Source organism: Streptomyces sp. NPDC049687 (assembly GCF_044465285.1).
GTDB lineage: Bacteria > Actinomycetota > Actinomycetes > Streptomycetales > Streptomycetaceae > Streptomyces.
The window spans coordinates 191,298-206,409 of the sequence record NZ_JBITLN010000012.1; the positions used below are offsets into that span (position 1 = coordinate 191,298).

The window sequence follows — 15,112 nt, forward strand, 5'->3', positions numbered from 1 at the left end:
GCTACTTCTCCTGCTTCTCGTCGACGCCCGCTTCGGCGCCGCTCATCTCGTCCTTCTCGCCGTCTTCGAGTGAACCGGCGAGTCCCTGCAGTGCCGCCCAACGGATGTCGGCGGCATCGTGGTGGTGGTCCGGGTCGTCCGCCAGCCGGGCTCCGCACTGGGAGCACAGGCCGGGGCAGTCGTCCTGGCACACCGGCTGCATCGGCAGTGCGAGCACCACCGCATCGCGCAGCACGGGTTCGAGGTCGAACAGGCCGTCCTCGAGGAAGAGCCTGTCCTCGTCGTCCTCGGCGTCGTCGTCGGGTTCCGCTTTGACGCGGCCCCGCTCGTCGGCGTCGTGGTACGAGAACATCTCCTGGAAGTCCGCCTCGAGTTCGAGCTCGAGCGGCTCCAGACACCTTACGCACTCCCCCTCGGCCTGTGCACGGGCGGTGCCTGTGACGAGCACCCCCTCCATGACCGACTCGAGGCGGAGTTCGAGCTCGACCGGGGCGCCTTCCGGCACTCCGATCACTCCCTGGATCCCGAGATCCCTGGGGGCGTCGATCTCGCGGGTCAGGCGCTGCAGCGCGCCAGGACGCCGCCCCAGCTCGTGTGTGTCGAACACGAGAGGGTTGCGGTGGTCGAGGCGGGCGTTCAGGGCCATTCCTGCTTTCGATCTTCTGAGCTCGGGGCACTGCCCTTCGGTGTTCCCGGGCAGCGTTGATCGCGGACGTACGCGCGACCGAAGAGCCAGGATACTGGAGCTTTCGCCCACAGCCCAATCCGGTCCCGCAGACCCCGCTTCTACAAGCCGCGGCCCTGTTCGTAGGCGCGCAGCTGCTCGGCGCTGATCATGCCGGTGTCGAAGAGGCTGGTCTCGTCGAGGGCGTAGCCGACCTGCTGTTCCTGGGGCTGGGCCGGCGCGGGGACCTGGTTCGGGTCGTAGGCGGCCTGGTGGGTGTCGTAGCCCTGGTACGCGTAGGGGTCGGCCTGCTGGTAGCCGTAGGCGTCCGTCTGCTGGCCGTAGCCCTGCTGCTGGCCGTAGCCGCCGCCGTACGGGTCCGGCTGCTGCTGGTAGGCGTAGGCCTCCTGCGGCTGCTCGTACGGGCTCTGAGCGGGCTGCTCGGCGGCCTGGGTGTCCTGCTCGGCGAGGGCGGCCAGGTCGGCGAGGTAGTCGGCGTCGGAGGAGTGCTGGAAGGTCGTGGTGTCGTCGGCGAGGGCGCCGAGGTCGTCCGTGGCGATCCGGCCGTGCAGCTTCTGCCGGCCCTTGCCGACCGCCTCCAGGGTCTTGGTGAGGACCGCCTCGAAGGCGCCCAGCTTGACGTCGACGTAGGCGTCGGCGTCCTTGCGCAGGGTCTCGGGGTCGTGGCTGCGCTCGGGGGCGTCCTCGTCCTCGTAGCCCCGCTCGTCGAGGCCGGGGCCGGTGCCCAGCAGCTTCTCGCGGCCACGGCCGACCGAGCCGATGGTCTTGGTGAGGACGACCTCGAAGTTGGCGAGCTTGGAGTCGACGTAGTCGTCGGCCTCGGCGCGGATCTCCTCGGCCTCCTTGCGGGCCTCGGCGAGGATCCGGTCGGCCTCGGCCTGGGAACGGCGGGCGATCTCGGTGTCGGAGATCAGCGAGCCGCGCTCGGCGTGCGCGGTGGTGATGATCCGCTCGGCCTCCTGGCGGGCCTGCTCGACCATCTGCTCGCGGCCGCCGATCAGTTCCTGGGCCTGGGCGAGCGAGTCGGGCAGGGCCGCGCGCACCTCTTCCAGCAGGGCGAGCAGCTCGGCGCGGTTGACCACGCACGAGGCCGACATGGGCATGGACCGGGCGCTGGAGACCGCCGTGACGATCTCGTCGAGCTTCTTCTGCACGTCCACCGGTTGCTCGCCACTCTCTACAGCTGTGTTGGAGACGGACGGGACGACTGTAGCCCCATCAGTCCTTGCGCAGACGCTTGTTGAGCGCCTCCAGAACGATCGGCGGGACCAGGTGGGAGACGTCTCCGCCCCAGGTCGCCACCTCCTTGACCAGGGAGGAGGACAGGAAACTGTAGGTGGGGTTGGTGGGTACGAAGAGCGTCTCGACCCCGGACAGCCCGTTGTTCATCTGGGCCATCTGCAGCTCGTAGTCGAAGTCGCTGACCGCGCGCAGGCCCTTCACGATGGCGGGGATCTCGCGCTGCTTGCAGAAGTCGACGAGGAGGCCGTGGAAGGCCTCGACCCGTACGTTGCCGTACGCGGCGGTGACCTGGCGGATCAGGTCGATCCGCTCGTCGATCTCGAACAGGCCCTTCTTGGACTTGTTGATCATGACCGCGACATAGACCTCGTCATAAAGACGGGAGGCGCGGGAAATGATGTCGAGGTGTCCGTTGGTGATCGGGTCGAACGACCCGGGACAGACGGCGCGGCGCACTTGTGATCCCTCGCTCTCCGGTCCGGTCATCGTGCGTCTTCGCACGTAGAGGCGGCGCGACCGTACCAAAACGTTCCCTCGCCGTAGCGACGGGCCCGGAGTGCCGCGAAGCCGTCCGGCCAGTGGAACTCCCCGCCTCTGGTGCTGCGCTCCACGGTGACGATCGCCTCGGGCGCGAGCCAGCCTTCCGAGCGGAGTGTGAGCAGAATCTCCCGAAGATCGTCGTCCGTGACGGCGTACGGGGGGTCGAGGAAGACGAGCTCGTACGGCTCCGCCGGCGCCGTCTGGATCACCTGCCGGGCCTTGCCCGCTCTTACCTCGGCGCCGGGGAGGGCGAGGCTTCTCACGTTCTCCCGGATGGTGCGGGCCGCTCTGGCGTCGGCCTCGACCAGGAGGGTGTGGCTCGCGCCGCGGGAGAGGGCCTCCAGGCCCACGGCGCCCGATCCGGCGTAGAGGTCGAGGACCCGTTCGCCGTCGAGAGGAGCGCCGAGGAGGGATTGCCAGGTGGAGAAGAGACCTTCGCGTGCGCGGTCGGAGGTGGGGCGGGTGCCGTGGCCCGGCGGGACTGCCAGGCGTCGTCCGCCGGCTGCGCCGGCGATCACGCGGGTCATCATCGGTCCTTGGTCGTGGGTCGCTACAGGTTCAGTGTGGCCGGTCGCGCTCGCGCGGCGGTAGCCGCATACGCGATGCGGCCCCGGGCCCCTTCGGACGGCATGCTCACCCCTTTTCCAAGTACTGCTCCCTTTCGTCGTCCAAGAGGGCGTCCAGTGCGGTCCGCAGGCCCGGTAGCCGCTCCAGGTCCGGGTCCGCCGCCACCACCGCCACCGCCTCCTCCCTCGCCTCCGCGATGACCTCCTCGTCCTCGATCACGGCCAGGACCCGCAGGGAGGTGCGGGCGCCCGACTGGGCCTGGCCCAGGACGTCGCCCTCACGGCGCTGTTCGAGGTCGATGCGGGACAGCTCGAAGCCGTCGAGGGTGGAGGCCACGGCGTTGAGGCGCTGGCGGGCGGGACTGGCCTCGGGCATCTCGGTGACGAGAAGGCAGAGGCCGGGGGCCGAGCCACGGCCGACACGGCCGCGCAGCTGGTGGAGCTGGGAGACGCCGAAGCGGTCGGCGTCCATGATCACCATCGCGGTGGCGTTCGGGACGTTGACGCCGACCTCGATGACGGTCGTCGCGACCAGGACGTCGGTCTCGCCTGCGGCGAAGCGGCGCATGACCGCGTCCTTGTCGTCCGGGTGCATCCGGCCGTGCAGGACTTCGACCGCGAGGCCCTGCAGGGGGCCTTTGGCCAGTTGGTCGGCCACCTCGAGAACTGCCAGCGGCGGACGCTTCTCGGCTTCGTCCTCGGCGGACTTCCTGGCCTTCTTGGGGTCGTCCTCCTCATCGCCGATGCGCGGGCAGACCACGTACGCCTGGTGGCCCTTCCCCACTTCCTCCCTCACCCGTTCCCAGGCGCGGGCGAGGAAGTGGGGCTTGTCGGCTGCCGGGACGACATGGCTGGCGATCGGGGAGCGGCCGGCCGGGAGCTGGTCGAGGACGGAGGTCTCCAGGTCGCCGAAGACCGTCATCGCGACCGTGCGCGGGATGGGGGTGGCGGTCATGACGAGGAGGTGCGGCGGCTGTTTTCCCTTGCCGCGCAGGGCGTCGCGCTGCTCGACGCCGAAGCGGTGCTGTTCGTCGACCACGACCAGGCCCAGGTCGTGGAACTGCACCTTGTCCTCGATCAGCGCGTGCGTGCCGATCACGATCCCGGCCTCGCCGGTGACGAGGTCGAGCAGTGCCTGGCGGCGGGCGGCGGTGCCCATCGAGCCGGTCAGCAGCACCACCTTGGTGGCGTGTTCGGCCCCGCCCAGCATGCCGCCCTCGGCCAGCTCCCCCATCATCTCCACGATCGAGCGGTGGTGTTGCTGGGCGAGGACCTCGGTCGGGGCGAGCATGGCGGCCTGCCCGCCGGCGTCGACGACGGCGAGCATGGCGCGCAGGGCCACCAGCGTCTTGCCCGATCCGACCTCGCCCTGCAGGAGGCGGTGCATCGGGTGGTCGGTCGCCAGGTCGTCGAAGATCTCCTTGGAGACCTTCTGCTGGCCCTCCGTGAGGGTGAAGGGGAGGCGGTCGTCCAGGGCGGTCAGGAGGCCGTCGGGGGACGGCCTGCGGGGGACCGCCGGGAGTTGGGCGTCGGCGTGGCGGCGGCGGGCGAGGGCGACCTGGAGGACGAAGGCCTCGTCCCACTTGAGGCGGGTGCGGGCGGCCGCGACGTCGGCCTTGGTGTGAGGACGGTGGATCTTGAGGAGGGCCTCGGGGAGGGAGACCAGGCCGCGGCCCTCACGAAGGGCGGAGGGGAGCGGATCGACGGCCTCCTGGGCGCTGGGCAGGACGGTCTGGATCGCCTTGCCGATCTTCCAGGACTCGAGTTTGGCCGTCGCCGGGTAGAGGGGGATCAGGGCGCCGGCCCAGGTCTCCACCGCCTCCGTCGCGTTGTCGCCGTCTCCGCGGAGCAGTTCGTACGCCGGATGTGCCAGTTGCAGACGGCGGTTGAAGACGGAGACCTTGCCCGCGAACATCGCGCGGGTGCCCGGCAGGAGCTCCTTGTGGGGTTTGTGGACGCCGTTGCCGAAGAAGACGAGCTGGAGTCGGCCGCTGCCGTCGGTGATGGTGACTTCCAGCCGCTGGCCCTTGCCCCGCGGGGCCTTGGCGGAGGCGAAGGAGTGCAGGCGGGCGTCGGCGACCATGGCGACCACCGTGACGTGCTCGTCCATGGGGAGGTCGGCCAGGTGCGTGAGCTGGCCGCGCTCCTCGTATCTGCGCGGATAGTGGTGCAGGAGGTCGCCGACGGTGTGCAGGCCGAGGTGCTCGGCCATCACCTTCGCGGTCGGTGGGCCGAGCACCTTTTTCAGTGGTTCTTCGAGTGCGGGCACGAGATCCATTGCACACCACGCCACTGACATTGCTCGATACGTGTCCTGAAACCCCTGGTCAGACGGCTCGTTCGGGCCCTAGGATGGCGCGCCTCCGGCCATCATCCGCGGTCACCGCCCCACCGGGACCGCCCGACCCCGCGCCGTGCTCATCCCCACTTCGCGGCGCTGCAGCGATGGACTCCCAGACCTCACAGTCATCCCAGGCATCACCGTCACCTCATACGTTCCAGGTCGACCTGCGTGGTCTGGTGGACCTGCTGTCCCATCACCTCTACTCCAGTCCCAAGGTCTACCTGCGCGAGCTGCTGCAGAACGCCGTGGACGCCATCACCGCCCGGCGGGGCGAGGAGCCCGACGCCCCGGCGCGGGTGCGGCTGTTCGCGTCGGGCGGGGCGCTGCGGGTGGAGGACTCCGGCGTCGGGCTCACCGAGGCCGACGTCCACAACCTGCTGGCGACCATCGGGCGCAGTTCCAAGCGGGCGGAGGGCCTGCAGGAGGCCCGGTCCGACTTCCTCGGTCAGTTCGGCATCGGGCTGCTGGCCTGTTTCGTGGTCGCCGAGCGGATCCGGGTGGTCAGCCGCAGCTCCCGTACGCCGGGCGCGCCACCCGTGGAGTGGACGGCGCGCGACGACGGTTCGTACACCGTGCGGACGCTGCCCCACGACGAGCGGCCCGAGCCGGGCACCACCGTGCATCTGGTGGCGCGGGCCGGGGCCGGGGAGTGGCTCACCGAGGAGCGGGTGCTGAAGCTGGCGCGGGAGTTCGGTTCCCTGCTGCCGTACGACGTCCGGGTGGGCGACGAGGCGGTCACCGACCTGCCGGCGCCCTGGGACCGGCCGTACCCCTCCCCCGCCAACCGGCGGGTGGCGCTGGCCCGGCACTGCCATGGGCTGTTCGGGTTCACGCCGTTGGACACGATCGAGCTGGACGTGCCGCTGGCGGGGATCCGCGGGGTGGCGTACGTGCTGCCGGCGGCGGTCAGCCCGGCGCAGCGGGCCACGCACCGGGTGCATCTGAAGGGCATGCTGCTGACCGAGCGGGCCGAACAGCTGCTGCCCGACTGGGCGTTCTTCGTGCGTTGTGTCCTGGACACCGACAGCCTGCGGCCCACGGCCTCCCGCGAGTCGCTGTACGAGGACGAGACGCTGGCCGCCGTACGGGAGGCGCTGGGGGAACGGATCCGGTCGTGGCTGACGGGCCTGGCGGCCGGTGACCCGGAGCGGCTCTCGGCCTTCCTGGCCGTGCACCACCTGGGAGTGAAGTCGCTGGCGCGGCACGACACGGAGATGCTGCGGACGATGCTGCCGTGGCTGCCGTTCGAGACGACGGACGGGCGGCTGTCGCTCGAGGAATTCGCTCAGCGGCACCCGGTGGTGCACTTCACCCGGTCGGTCGAGGAGTACCGGCAGGTGGCGCCGATCGCGTCGGCGCAGGGCGTCGGGGTGATCAACGGCGGTTACACGTACGACAGCGAGCTGGTCGAGGCGCTGCCCTCGGTGCGGCCCGGGACGGTGGTGGCCGAGCTGGACGCGGACACCGTGACGGCTCACCTGGACGCCGTGGATCCGGCGGAGGAGCTGGCGCTGTCCGGTTTCCTCGCCGCCGCGCGAGCGAAGCTCGATCCGCTGGGCTGTGACGTCGTGCTGCGGGCCTTCCATCCGCTGTCCGTGCCCGCGCTGCACCTGGACGACCGGGCGGCGCGGCACGAGCAGGCGCGCGCGGAGGCCGAGTCGCAGGCCGACGACCTGTGGGCGGGCATCCTGGGCTCGCTGCGCGGCAGCGCCCCCCGCGCGCGTCTGGTGCTGAACCATCTCAACCCGCTGGTCCGCAGGATCACTTCGCTGCGCGAGGCCGAACTGATCGGCACCGCCACGGAGTCCCTGTACGGGCAGGCGCTGCTGATGGCGCAGCGGCCGCTTCGCCCCGCGGACTCGGCGCTGCTGAACCGGGCGTTCATCGGCCTCCTGGAATGGGCCACCCACGGGGAGTCCGCACACGGGGAGGACGACCACCGATGAGTGACATCAGGGACTTCGAGTCCCTCCGCCGGGCGATGGCGGAGAACGGCGAGCAGCCGGAGGGTCCGGCGCGCAACGCGCGCGCGGAGCTGCTGCTGGCGGAGGCCGAGAAGCTCAACATCCCGCTCGCGGTGATCGAGGCGCTCGGGCACCAGCTGAAGGTCTACAACTACAGCTCCGAGAAGGACAAGATGTTCGTCCCGTTCGCGCGGTTGCTGCGCATGTGGGACGAGCGGCCCGGGGACTTCGACGAGTACGAGACGCACTCGCTGCACTGGGTCTTCAAGTGGATGTCGGCCGGCATGCTCGACCAGCCGCATGTGCCGCTGGCGTCGGTGGAGAAGTGGCTGGGCGAAATGGAGCACCGCTACCGGCTCGCCGGGCACTCCGAGCGCGCGGTGCGCAGCGCCGAGTTCAGTGTGGCCGCGCACGTCGGGGACGTCCCGCGCGCGGAGCGGGCGTTCGCCGCCTGGCTGGCCGCGGACCGGGACTCGATGGCCGACTGTCACGCGTGTGAGCTGCACGGGCAGGGCTGGTGGCAGGCGGAACGGGGGCGGGACGTGGAGGCGCTCCGGTTGTGGGCGCCGGTCCTGGAGGGTGACTACACGTGCGCGCACGAGCCGCACACGGTGCTCGCCTCGTCCCTGCTGCCGCTGCTGCGGCTGGGCCGCGTGGAGGAGGCGCGCGCCAACCATCTGCGGGGCTTCCGGCTGGTACGGCCCATGGAGAGCATGCGGGGCGCGTACGCCGACCACGTCGAGTTCTGCGCGCTGACCGGGAACGAGGCGCGGGGCCTGGAGCTGCTGGCGGAGCGTCCGGCGTACTTCACCGACGACGGGCATCCGCGCAGCAAGCTGGAGTTCCTCGGTGTCGTGGTGCTGCTGATGGAGCGGCTGGCCGAGCTGGGTCTGGGCGGGCAGCGGGTGCCCGGTCCGGCCGGGCGGGAGTGGACGGCCGCCGATCTGGCCGCCCACGCGCGCGGGGAGGCCCTGGCGCTGGCCGCGCGGTTCGACGAGCGCAACGGCACGGCGCACGTCAGTGAGCGGGCACGCGCGCGTATGGGGCAGCGTCCGCTGCTGGAGCGGCTGCCGCTGGGGGTGCGGGCGGTGCGGCCGCCGACCACGGTGAGCGCACCGCCTCCGGCCGTGGTCCAGGAGGTCGCCGCATCCGATCTGCCGGCTCTGCTGGCCGAGGCCCGGCGGTTGTCGGACACCCTGCAGCCGGACGCCGTGGAGGCGTGGGCGGCGGTCGCACGGGCCGCCGAGGGCGCCGAAGGGGTCGTCCTGGACGCGCGCGACCGTGCGGAGATCGCCGAGCACGAGGCGATCGCGCTCGGCCCGCGGGGCGCGGAGACCTTCGAGCGGGCGGCGGAGCTGTACGCGGAGGGGGACGACCCCGGCGAGGCCCTGGCGGCACGCGCGCGTGGGGCGTTCGTGCGCGCGCTCGCCGGGGGCGACGTCGAGGAGGCGCTCGCGGCGGTCGCCGGGCCGTACGACGGCGTCCTGGCGCTGTACGCCGAGGGCGGCACCGAGGTGCGGCAGGTGGCGGGCGTGCTGATGGCGCGGGCGCGGATCCTGATGCGGCGCGTCCACGAGGCCGACGGGTCGCTGGAGGAAACGGTTCTGGCGGAGGCGGAGGCCGCCGTACGGGAGCTGCTGGCGCTCGTCGACGGGCGGACCGGGGACGACGTACGGCTGACCGCGCGGGTCGCCGAGGGGCACGCCATGCTCGGGGAGCTGGCCGTGCACTCCGGGGACGTGGAGGCGGGCGCGGAGCTGTTCGCGCGGGCGGCGGCGGAGTTCACCGGTGCGGAGCTGCCCTGGTTCGCGGTGGAGTACGAGGCCCGGCTGGCCGGTCTCGCGCACCATCTGGGCGACATGGTGGAGGCGGAGCGGGCGCTGCGGGCGGCCCTGGAGCACGGCGGGCCGTATCTGGAGCCGGTCGGGCGGGCCCAGCTGCACCTCCAGCTCGCCGAGGTGGTCGGGGGCCGGGGGGAGGCCGACGAGGCCGCGGAGCACGCCCTGGAGGCGGCGCACTGGGCCGACGAGGCGGGCGAGGGCCCGACCTTCGGCGCCTGGGCGCGGCACCAGCTGGGCGGCTACCTGGTGCGGCAGGGCCGCTGGGCCGAGGCCGCGGAGGTGCTGGAGTCGGCGCTGGCGGACCTGCGCGCGGAGACGCACGGTGACGGGGCGGTCGTCCAGACGCAGTGGTGGCTGGGCGACTGTCTGAGCGAGCTGGGCGAGCACCGGGACGCGGCCGAACGCCGGCTGCAGGCCGCCGAGATCGCCCGGCACTGGCCCGAACAGCACGATCACGCCACCCTCGCCCACCTGGCCGCCGAGTCCCTCGGTCAGGCGGGGCTGCACGAGGACGCGGACCAGGCGTACGCGCGCGCGGGTGAGCTGTGGCGTGGCATGGGCAATGTGCACGGTCTGGTGCGCTCTCAGCGTGCCCGCGCGTGGCTGGCCCTGCGCAAGGAGGGCGGTACGGAGGGGGCGCGTGCGCTGATGACGAGCGCCGTGGAGGAGTGCGCGGACGCGCTCGCCGTGGCGGAAGAGGAGGAGGAGCGGCTGCGGCTCGTCGCCGAACTCGGTCACACCCATCGCCAGTTCGGGGATCTGCTGGCCCGCTCGGCGTCCGAGGACGCCGACGACGACTCGATCCGGGACACCCTGGAGGAGGCTCTGGCCCAGGTGGCGGAGGCGGTCGCGGTGTTCGTCGCCCTGGACGACGACGCCCTGCACGCCCGTACCGGGGCCGAGCTGGCCGCGGGCTGGCTGGAGACCGACCTCGGACGTCCGGCGCAGGCGGCGGCACGGGCCCGTGCGGTGCTGCGGGCCTACGCGGAGGCCGCCGACGAGGACGAGGAGGACGAGACGGTCCGGGGTCGGCGGGTGGAGGCGGAGCAGTTGTTGCAGGTGGCGGAGGAGCAGAAGGATCGTTGAACGATCCCCGGGAGCATGGGGATCGTTGAACGATCCCCGGTACTCCTACTCCACGCCGATCAGCAGCAGCGCGCCCTGCCGTCCACCCCGGTAGACCACCGTGTCCACGGCCAGGTACGCCTCCCGCACCCGTGCCTCCAGGTGTTCGGCGATCCCCGCGGGGGCCTCGTCGCCGAGCACCAGGGTGACCAGTTCGCCGCCCGCCGACAGCATGCGGTCCAGGACGGCCGCGGCCGTGGCGGTGACGTCGGCGCCGATGACGGCCACGTCGCCGTCGACGAGCCCGAGGACGTCGCCGGCCTGGCAGATGCCGGCCATGGTCCACGACTGGCGCTCGGCGACGGCGACCTCGGCGTAGCGGGTGGCGCCGGCCGCCGAGGTCATGGAGACGACGTCCTCGTCGAAGCGGCGGTCCGGCTCGTGCACGGCGAGCGCGGCGATCCCCTGGACCGCGGAGCGGGTGGGGATCAGCGCCACCCGGATGCCCTCGGCGCGGGCCTGTTCGGCGGCCGCGGCGGCGGTGTGGCGCAGATCGGCGTCGTTGGGCAGCAGGACGACCTCGCGCGCGTGGGCGCGCCGTACGGCTTCGACGAGTTCCCCGCTGGCGGGCGGCTCCCCGGGGAGCGCGAGGACCGTGGTAGCGCCGGCCTCGGCGTAGAGCCCGGCCAGGCCCTCGCCCGGCACGACGGCGACGACGGCCCGCTGGGCGCGCTCGCGGGCCGGACGTTCGCTCCCGCGCGTGTGCGCGTCGCCGGCGCCGAAGTGGGTGATGCGGATCCGGTACGGCCGTCCGGCCTCGACCCCCGCCTCGACGGCGGCGCCGGCGTCGTCCACGTGCACATGGACGTTCCACAGGCCGTCGCCGCCGACCACGACGAGTGAGTCCCCGAGGGCGTCGAGGCGCCGCCGCAGCCGGTCCACTGCCGCGTCCTCGGCCTCGAGCAGGTAGATCACCTCGAAGGCGGGGCCACCCTCGCCGTCCGGCCCGTCGGCGCAGTCCTCCGCCGGAACGGGCTCCACGCGCGTGTGCGCCCCGGCCACGGATCCGGTCACGGCCCCGGAGAGCACCGGCGCCTCCCCCGTGAACGTCTCCACCAGGGCCGCGAGAACCGCGACCAGTCCCCGCCCGCCCGCGTCGACCACTCCGGCGTGCTCCAGGACCGCCAGCTGGGCCGGAGTCGCGGCCAGCGCCGCGCACGCCCCCCGGTAGGCCGCGCGGGCCACCGTCCCGCAGTCTCCGCCGGCTCCCTCGGCCGCGTCGGCGGCGGCCGCGGCGACCGACAGGACCGTGCCCTCGACGGGGTGGGCGACGGCCCGGCGGGCGGAGTCGGCCGCGTGCCGCAGAGCCAGCCGCAGCCCGTCCCCGTCGGCGCGAAGGGCCTCACCCTCCACGGCGAGCACCTGGGCCATGCCGCGCAGGAGCTGGGCGAGGATCGTCCCCGAGTTCCCGCGCGCCCCTATGAGCGCGCCGTGCGCCATCGCGCGCGCGGCGTCGGAGAGGGAGGGGTTGCCCGGGGAAGCGCCGGCCTCGTGCCCCGCGAACACGGCCTCCACCGCGGCCACGGCGGACTCGACGGTCAGATAGAGGTTGGTGCCGGTGTCCCCGTCCGCGACGGGATACACGTTGATCGCGTCGATCTCCTCGCGCGCCCGGCCCAGCGCCGTGAGCGCGAGTCCGCACCAGGTGCGCACCGCGAGAGCATCGAAGAATGTCTGCGGCACCTGCGCCACCTGCGCCTCCCTGAGCTGCTGGACTGGACGCAGCGTAGACCCCGGGCGGGAAAGCACCCGACCGGCCGTGGTAGTTTCGTTGTACTGGCGCAGTCGTTGTATGCTGCTCCGGTTGCCCGATGCAGATCGGGCTCTTCCCCTGGCAACGCCACTCAGATCCCATGATCCTGATCCCGGCATGCCGGGATCAACCGTAAGTGCATCTGAAGTCTTTGGAGTGACCCGTGGCTGCCAACTGCGACGTCTGCGGCAAGGGGCCGGGCTTCGGCAACAACATCTCGCACTCGCACCGCCGTACGTCCCGCCGCTGGAACCCGAACATCCAGCGTGTGCGTACCGTGGTCGGCGGGACGCCGAAGCGCGTGAACGCTTGCACCTCGTGCATCAAGGCCGGCAAGGTCTCGCGCTGACGCACAGCTAAGCGCGCGGCCACTGCTGGTTCGCTGCGAAAAGCCGGTCCACCTCGGTGGACCGGCTTTTCGCTGTACCTGACAACGGAACCCACCCGACAGACTCGAGAACGCCCTGGAGCGTGCGCCGCCAGTGGTTCGGCATCGGCGAGACCGTGCGCATCCTCGTCGGCCGGGTGGCGCTGCTCGGGGACGCCGGGTACGGGGCGACGATGGGCGGGATGGGGACGGGCGTGGCGATCGTCGGCGCGTACGTCCTCGCGGGTGAGCTGGCCCTGGCGGGCGTTGACCACCGGACCGCGTTCGCCGAGTACGAGACCCGGATCCGGTCCTTCGCCAAGGGCTGCCAGAAGATCTCCGGCAACGCGGGCCCGTTCTTCGCCCCGCCGACCGAGCGGCGCATCCGCAGCCGGGACCGGATGTACCGGCTGCTCGGCTCCCGCCTGGTGGCGGGCTTCTTCCGGAGGCTCACCTTGAAGGCGGCGACCGGCATCAGGCTCCGCGCCTACCCCGTGTGAGGTCCCAGCCGTGGTCCACGGGTCCGATCCCGCCGCCGAGCGCGAAGCCGGCGGCGATCGCCCCGGTGACGTACTCCTTGGCCGCCCTCACCGCCTCCGGCACGGGCCGCCCCAGCGCGAGGTGCGACGCGATCGCCGACGCGAGGGTGCAGCCCGTGCCGTGCGTGTGCCGGTTGTCGTGCCGTGGGGCGCGCAGCCAGTGCTCCTCGGTGCCGTCGGTCAGCAAGTCCACGGCGTCGCCGGGGAGATGGCCGCCCTTGACGAGCACCCATCGCGGCCCGTACGACAGGACGGCCGCGGCGGCCTCCCGCAGGTCGGTCTCCGACTCGACCCGTACGCCGGTGAGTTGGGCGACCTCGTCGAGGTTGGGGGTGGCGACGGTCGCCGCCGGAAGCAGTTGGGAGCGTACGGAGTCCAGCGCGGAGGCGGCCAGCAGCGAGTCCCCGTGCTTGGAGACTCCCACCGGGTCCACGACGGCCGGGACGTCCGTGCCCGCGATCAACTCGGCCACGGTCTCGACCAGTTGAGCGGAAGCCAGCATGCCGGTCTTCACGGCCCGCACCCCGATGTCGTCCACCACGCTGCGGTACTGCGCCCGCACCGCCTCCGCCGGCAGCTCCCAAGCACCCTGTACGCCGAGGGAGTTCTGCGCGGTGACCGCCGTGACGACGCTCATCCCGTGCACCCCGAGCGCGAGCATCGTCTTCAGGTCCGCCTGGATGCCCGCCCCGCCGCCGGAGTCGGAGCCGGCCACCGTCAGCACGGTGGGCTTCACGACTCCATGTCCCCGAAGTGGTCCCAGCCGCCCTGCAGGGTCCAGGGCGCCCCGTCGACCGTCACCTGGGGCAGCGCGGACGGGTTGAGGACCTCGCCGATCACCTTCCAGCGGGCGGGCAGCTTCACGTCCGGCGGGAAGGTCGCCACGATCGCGTGGTCCTCTCCCCCGGTCAGCACCCACTGGATGGGGTCGACGCCGACGGCCTGTCCGATGTCGTTCATCTGGGTGGGGATGTCGATGGCGCCGGAGCGGATGTCGATGCGGACCTTGCTGGCCTCGGCGATGTGCCCGAGGTCGGCGATGAGTCCGTCGCTGACGTCGCACATCGCGGTCGCGCCGAGCGCGGCGGCGGCCGGGCCCGCGTGGTACGGCGGCTCGGGGCGGCGGTGGGCCTCGACGAAGGCGCGGGGCGAGCGGAAGCCGCGGGAGAGGACCGCGTACCCGGCGGCGGACCAGCCCAGCCAGCCGGTCACCGCGACGAGGTCGCCGGGCTGGGCGCCGCCCCGGGTGATCGGCTCCTGGTTGCGCAGATCGCCGAGGGCCGTGATCGACACCATGATCGTGTCGCCGCGCACCACGTCACCGCCGACCACGGAGGCGCCGGCGACCTGGCACTCGTCGCGCAGGCCGTCCATCAGCTCACTCGCCCAGGTGACCGGCAGCTCGGCGGGCACGACGAGGCCGAGCAGCAGGGCGGTCGGCACCGCGCCCATGGCGGCGATGTCGGCGAGGTTCTGGGCGGCGGCCTTGCGGCCCACGTCGTAGGCGGTGGACCAGTCGCGGCGGAAGTGCCGGCCCTCCAGCAGGATGTCGGTGCTGGCCACGACCCGGCGGTCGGGCGCGGCGACCACCGCGGCGTCGTCGCCGGGACCGACCCGCACCGCCGAGGTGGTGGTGAGACGGGAGGTGAGCTCCCTGATGAGCCCGAACTCCCCGAGCTCACCAACAGTGCCCTTCATTTCCCTTACGCCCCTTCTGTCCTGTCACGTGCCCGGTCGCGCAGGACCAGTGTCCTCGATACGGTCGATGTGACCGTCAACCTCTGCCATCCCCGCACCCCGGCACGGGGGCCGCGCTCCCCCCGGGTCTCCCCGCGGCGCGTGGCGACGCGATACCGTGGCGTTCCTTTTCCCCACATGATCCTCGTGGCCGCCCTGGAGGTTCCGTGGTACAGGCGTACATCCTGATCCAGACGGAGGTCGGCAAGGCGTCGACCGTCGCCGAGGAGATCAGCAAGATTCCCGGCGTGGTCCAGGCCGAGGACGTGACGGGACCGTACGACGTGATCGTGCGGGCCCAGGCCGACACGGTGGACGACCTCGGCCGGATGGTGGTCGCCAAGGTTCAGCAGGTGGACGGGATCACCCGTACCCTGACCTGCCCGGTCGTGCATCTGTAGCCCCCGTC

12 protein-coding genes and 1 pseudogene are annotated in these 15,112 nt (G+C 72.3%); 5 read left to right on the plus strand and 8 right to left on the minus strand.

The window, feature by feature from the left end; translation table 11 throughout:
- Position 1: 1 nt before the first annotated feature.
- From ACIBVL_RS32290 to recG, 5 genes are all read right to left on the minus strand, one after another.
- The gene (locus ACIBVL_RS32290) at positions 2-646 is read right to left on the minus strand and encodes a YceD family protein (RefSeq protein WP_399102704.1); all 645 of its coding nucleotides are present in this window, start codon (positions 644-646) and stop codon (positions 2-4) included.
- Positions 647-786: 140 nt separating this feature from the next.
- Positions 787-1,845 (minus strand): cell division initiation protein, encoded by a 1,059-nt coding sequence (locus ACIBVL_RS32295; protein WP_399102706.1) that lies wholly within the window; start codon positions 1,843-1,845, stop codon positions 787-789.
- A gap of 58 nt (positions 1,846-1,903) precedes the next feature.
- On the minus strand, positions 1,904-2,383 hold the full coding sequence (gene coaD, locus ACIBVL_RS32300; protein WP_399102708.1) for a pantetheine-phosphate adenylyltransferase: 480 nt from the start codon (positions 2,381-2,383) through the stop codon (positions 1,904-1,906).
- 26 nt (positions 2,384-2,409) lie between these two features.
- Positions 2,410-2,994, minus strand: coding sequence for a 16S rRNA (guanine(966)-N(2))-methyltransferase RsmD (rsmD, locus tag ACIBVL_RS32305; protein WP_399102710.1), 585 nt, complete (start codon positions 2,992-2,994; stop codon positions 2,410-2,412).
- A 106-nt stretch (positions 2,995-3,100) separates the two neighbouring features.
- Positions 3,101-5,311, minus strand: a complete 2,211-nt coding sequence (gene recG, locus ACIBVL_RS32310) for an ATP-dependent DNA helicase RecG (protein WP_399102712.1) — start codon at positions 5,309-5,311, stop codon at positions 3,101-3,103.
- 167 nt (positions 5,312-5,478) lie between these two features.
- Between recG and ACIBVL_RS32315 the strand changes: the two genes are divergently transcribed.
- Positions 5,479-7,323, plus strand: a complete 1,845-nt coding sequence (locus ACIBVL_RS32315; protein WP_399102714.1) for an HSP90 family protein — start codon at positions 5,479-5,481, stop codon at positions 7,321-7,323.
- Positions 7,320-10,268: a tetratricopeptide repeat protein gene (locus ACIBVL_RS32320; RefSeq protein WP_399102716.1), complete on the plus strand. Its 2,949-nt coding sequence runs from the start codon at positions 7,320-7,322 to the stop codon at positions 10,266-10,268. Before ACIBVL_RS32315 ends, ACIBVL_RS32320 begins: the two co-directional genes overlap by 4 nt.
- Before the next feature lie 45 nt (positions 10,269-10,313).
- On the opposite strand, the gene ACIBVL_RS32325 is transcribed toward ACIBVL_RS32320, so the two are convergent.
- Complete coding sequence (locus ACIBVL_RS32325) at positions 10,314-11,999, minus strand: DAK2 domain-containing protein (RefSeq protein WP_399102718.1); 1,686 nt, start codon at positions 11,997-11,999, stop codon at positions 10,314-10,316.
- A 224-nt stretch (positions 12,000-12,223) separates the two neighbouring features.
- Here ACIBVL_RS32325 and rpmB point away from each other — a divergent pair, with 224 nt between their 5' ends.
- Together rpmB and ACIBVL_RS32335 are read left to right on the plus strand one after the other, a co-directional pair.
- Positions 12,224-12,409, plus strand: a complete 186-nt coding sequence (gene rpmB, locus ACIBVL_RS32330; protein ID WP_003993230.1) for a 50S ribosomal protein L28 — start codon at positions 12,224-12,226, stop codon at positions 12,407-12,409.
- Positions 12,410-12,567: 158 nt separating this feature from the next.
- Positions 12,568-12,927, plus strand: a pseudogene (locus ACIBVL_RS32335) (FAD-dependent oxidoreductase); the annotation flags it as partial.
- Here ACIBVL_RS32335 and thiD read toward each other — a convergent pair.
- Positions 12,902-13,702, minus strand: coding sequence for a bifunctional hydroxymethylpyrimidine kinase/phosphomethylpyrimidine kinase (gene thiD, locus ACIBVL_RS32340; protein ID WP_399102720.1), 801 nt, complete (start codon positions 13,700-13,702; stop codon positions 12,902-12,904). The pseudogene ACIBVL_RS32335 and the gene thiD overlap by 26 nt on opposite strands.
- Positions 13,699-14,664, minus strand: a complete 966-nt coding sequence (locus tag ACIBVL_RS32345) for a thiamine-phosphate kinase (RefSeq protein ID WP_399102722.1) — start codon at positions 14,662-14,664, stop codon at positions 13,699-13,701. Before ACIBVL_RS32345 ends, thiD begins: the two co-directional genes overlap by 4 nt.
- A 206-nt stretch (positions 14,665-14,870) precedes the next feature.
- Between ACIBVL_RS32345 and ACIBVL_RS32350 the strand changes: the two genes are divergently transcribed.
- Entirely contained in the window at positions 14,871-15,104 is a 234-nt protein-coding gene (locus tag ACIBVL_RS32350; RefSeq protein WP_079659261.1) for an Lrp/AsnC family transcriptional regulator, read from the plus strand.
- Positions 15,105-15,112 lie beyond the last annotated feature (8 nt).

Excerpts from the sequence above, each read along its gene's own strand:
- ACIBVL_RS32290 (WP_399102704.1), bottom strand. The coding sequence starts at position 646 with ATGGCCCTGAACGCCCGCCTCGACCACCGCAACCCTCTCGTGTTCGAC.
- rsmD (WP_399102710.1), bottom strand. The coding sequence starts at position 2,994 with ATGACCCGCGTGATCGCCGGCGCAGCCGGCGGACGACGCCTGGCAGTC.
- recG (WP_399102712.1), bottom strand. The coding sequence starts at position 5,311 with ATGGATCTCGTGCCCGCACTCGAAGAACCACTGAAAAAGGTGCTCGGC.
- ACIBVL_RS32315 (WP_399102714.1), top strand. The coding sequence starts at position 5,479 with ATGGACTCCCAGACCTCACAGTCATCCCAGGCATCACCGTCACCTCAT.
- ACIBVL_RS32320 (WP_399102716.1), top strand. The coding sequence starts at position 7,320 with ATGAGTGACATCAGGGACTTCGAGTCCCTCCGCCGGGCGATGGCGGAG.
- ACIBVL_RS32345 (WP_399102722.1), bottom strand. The coding sequence starts at position 14,664 with ATGAAGGGCACTGTTGGTGAGCTCGGGGAGTTCGGGCTCATCAGGGAG.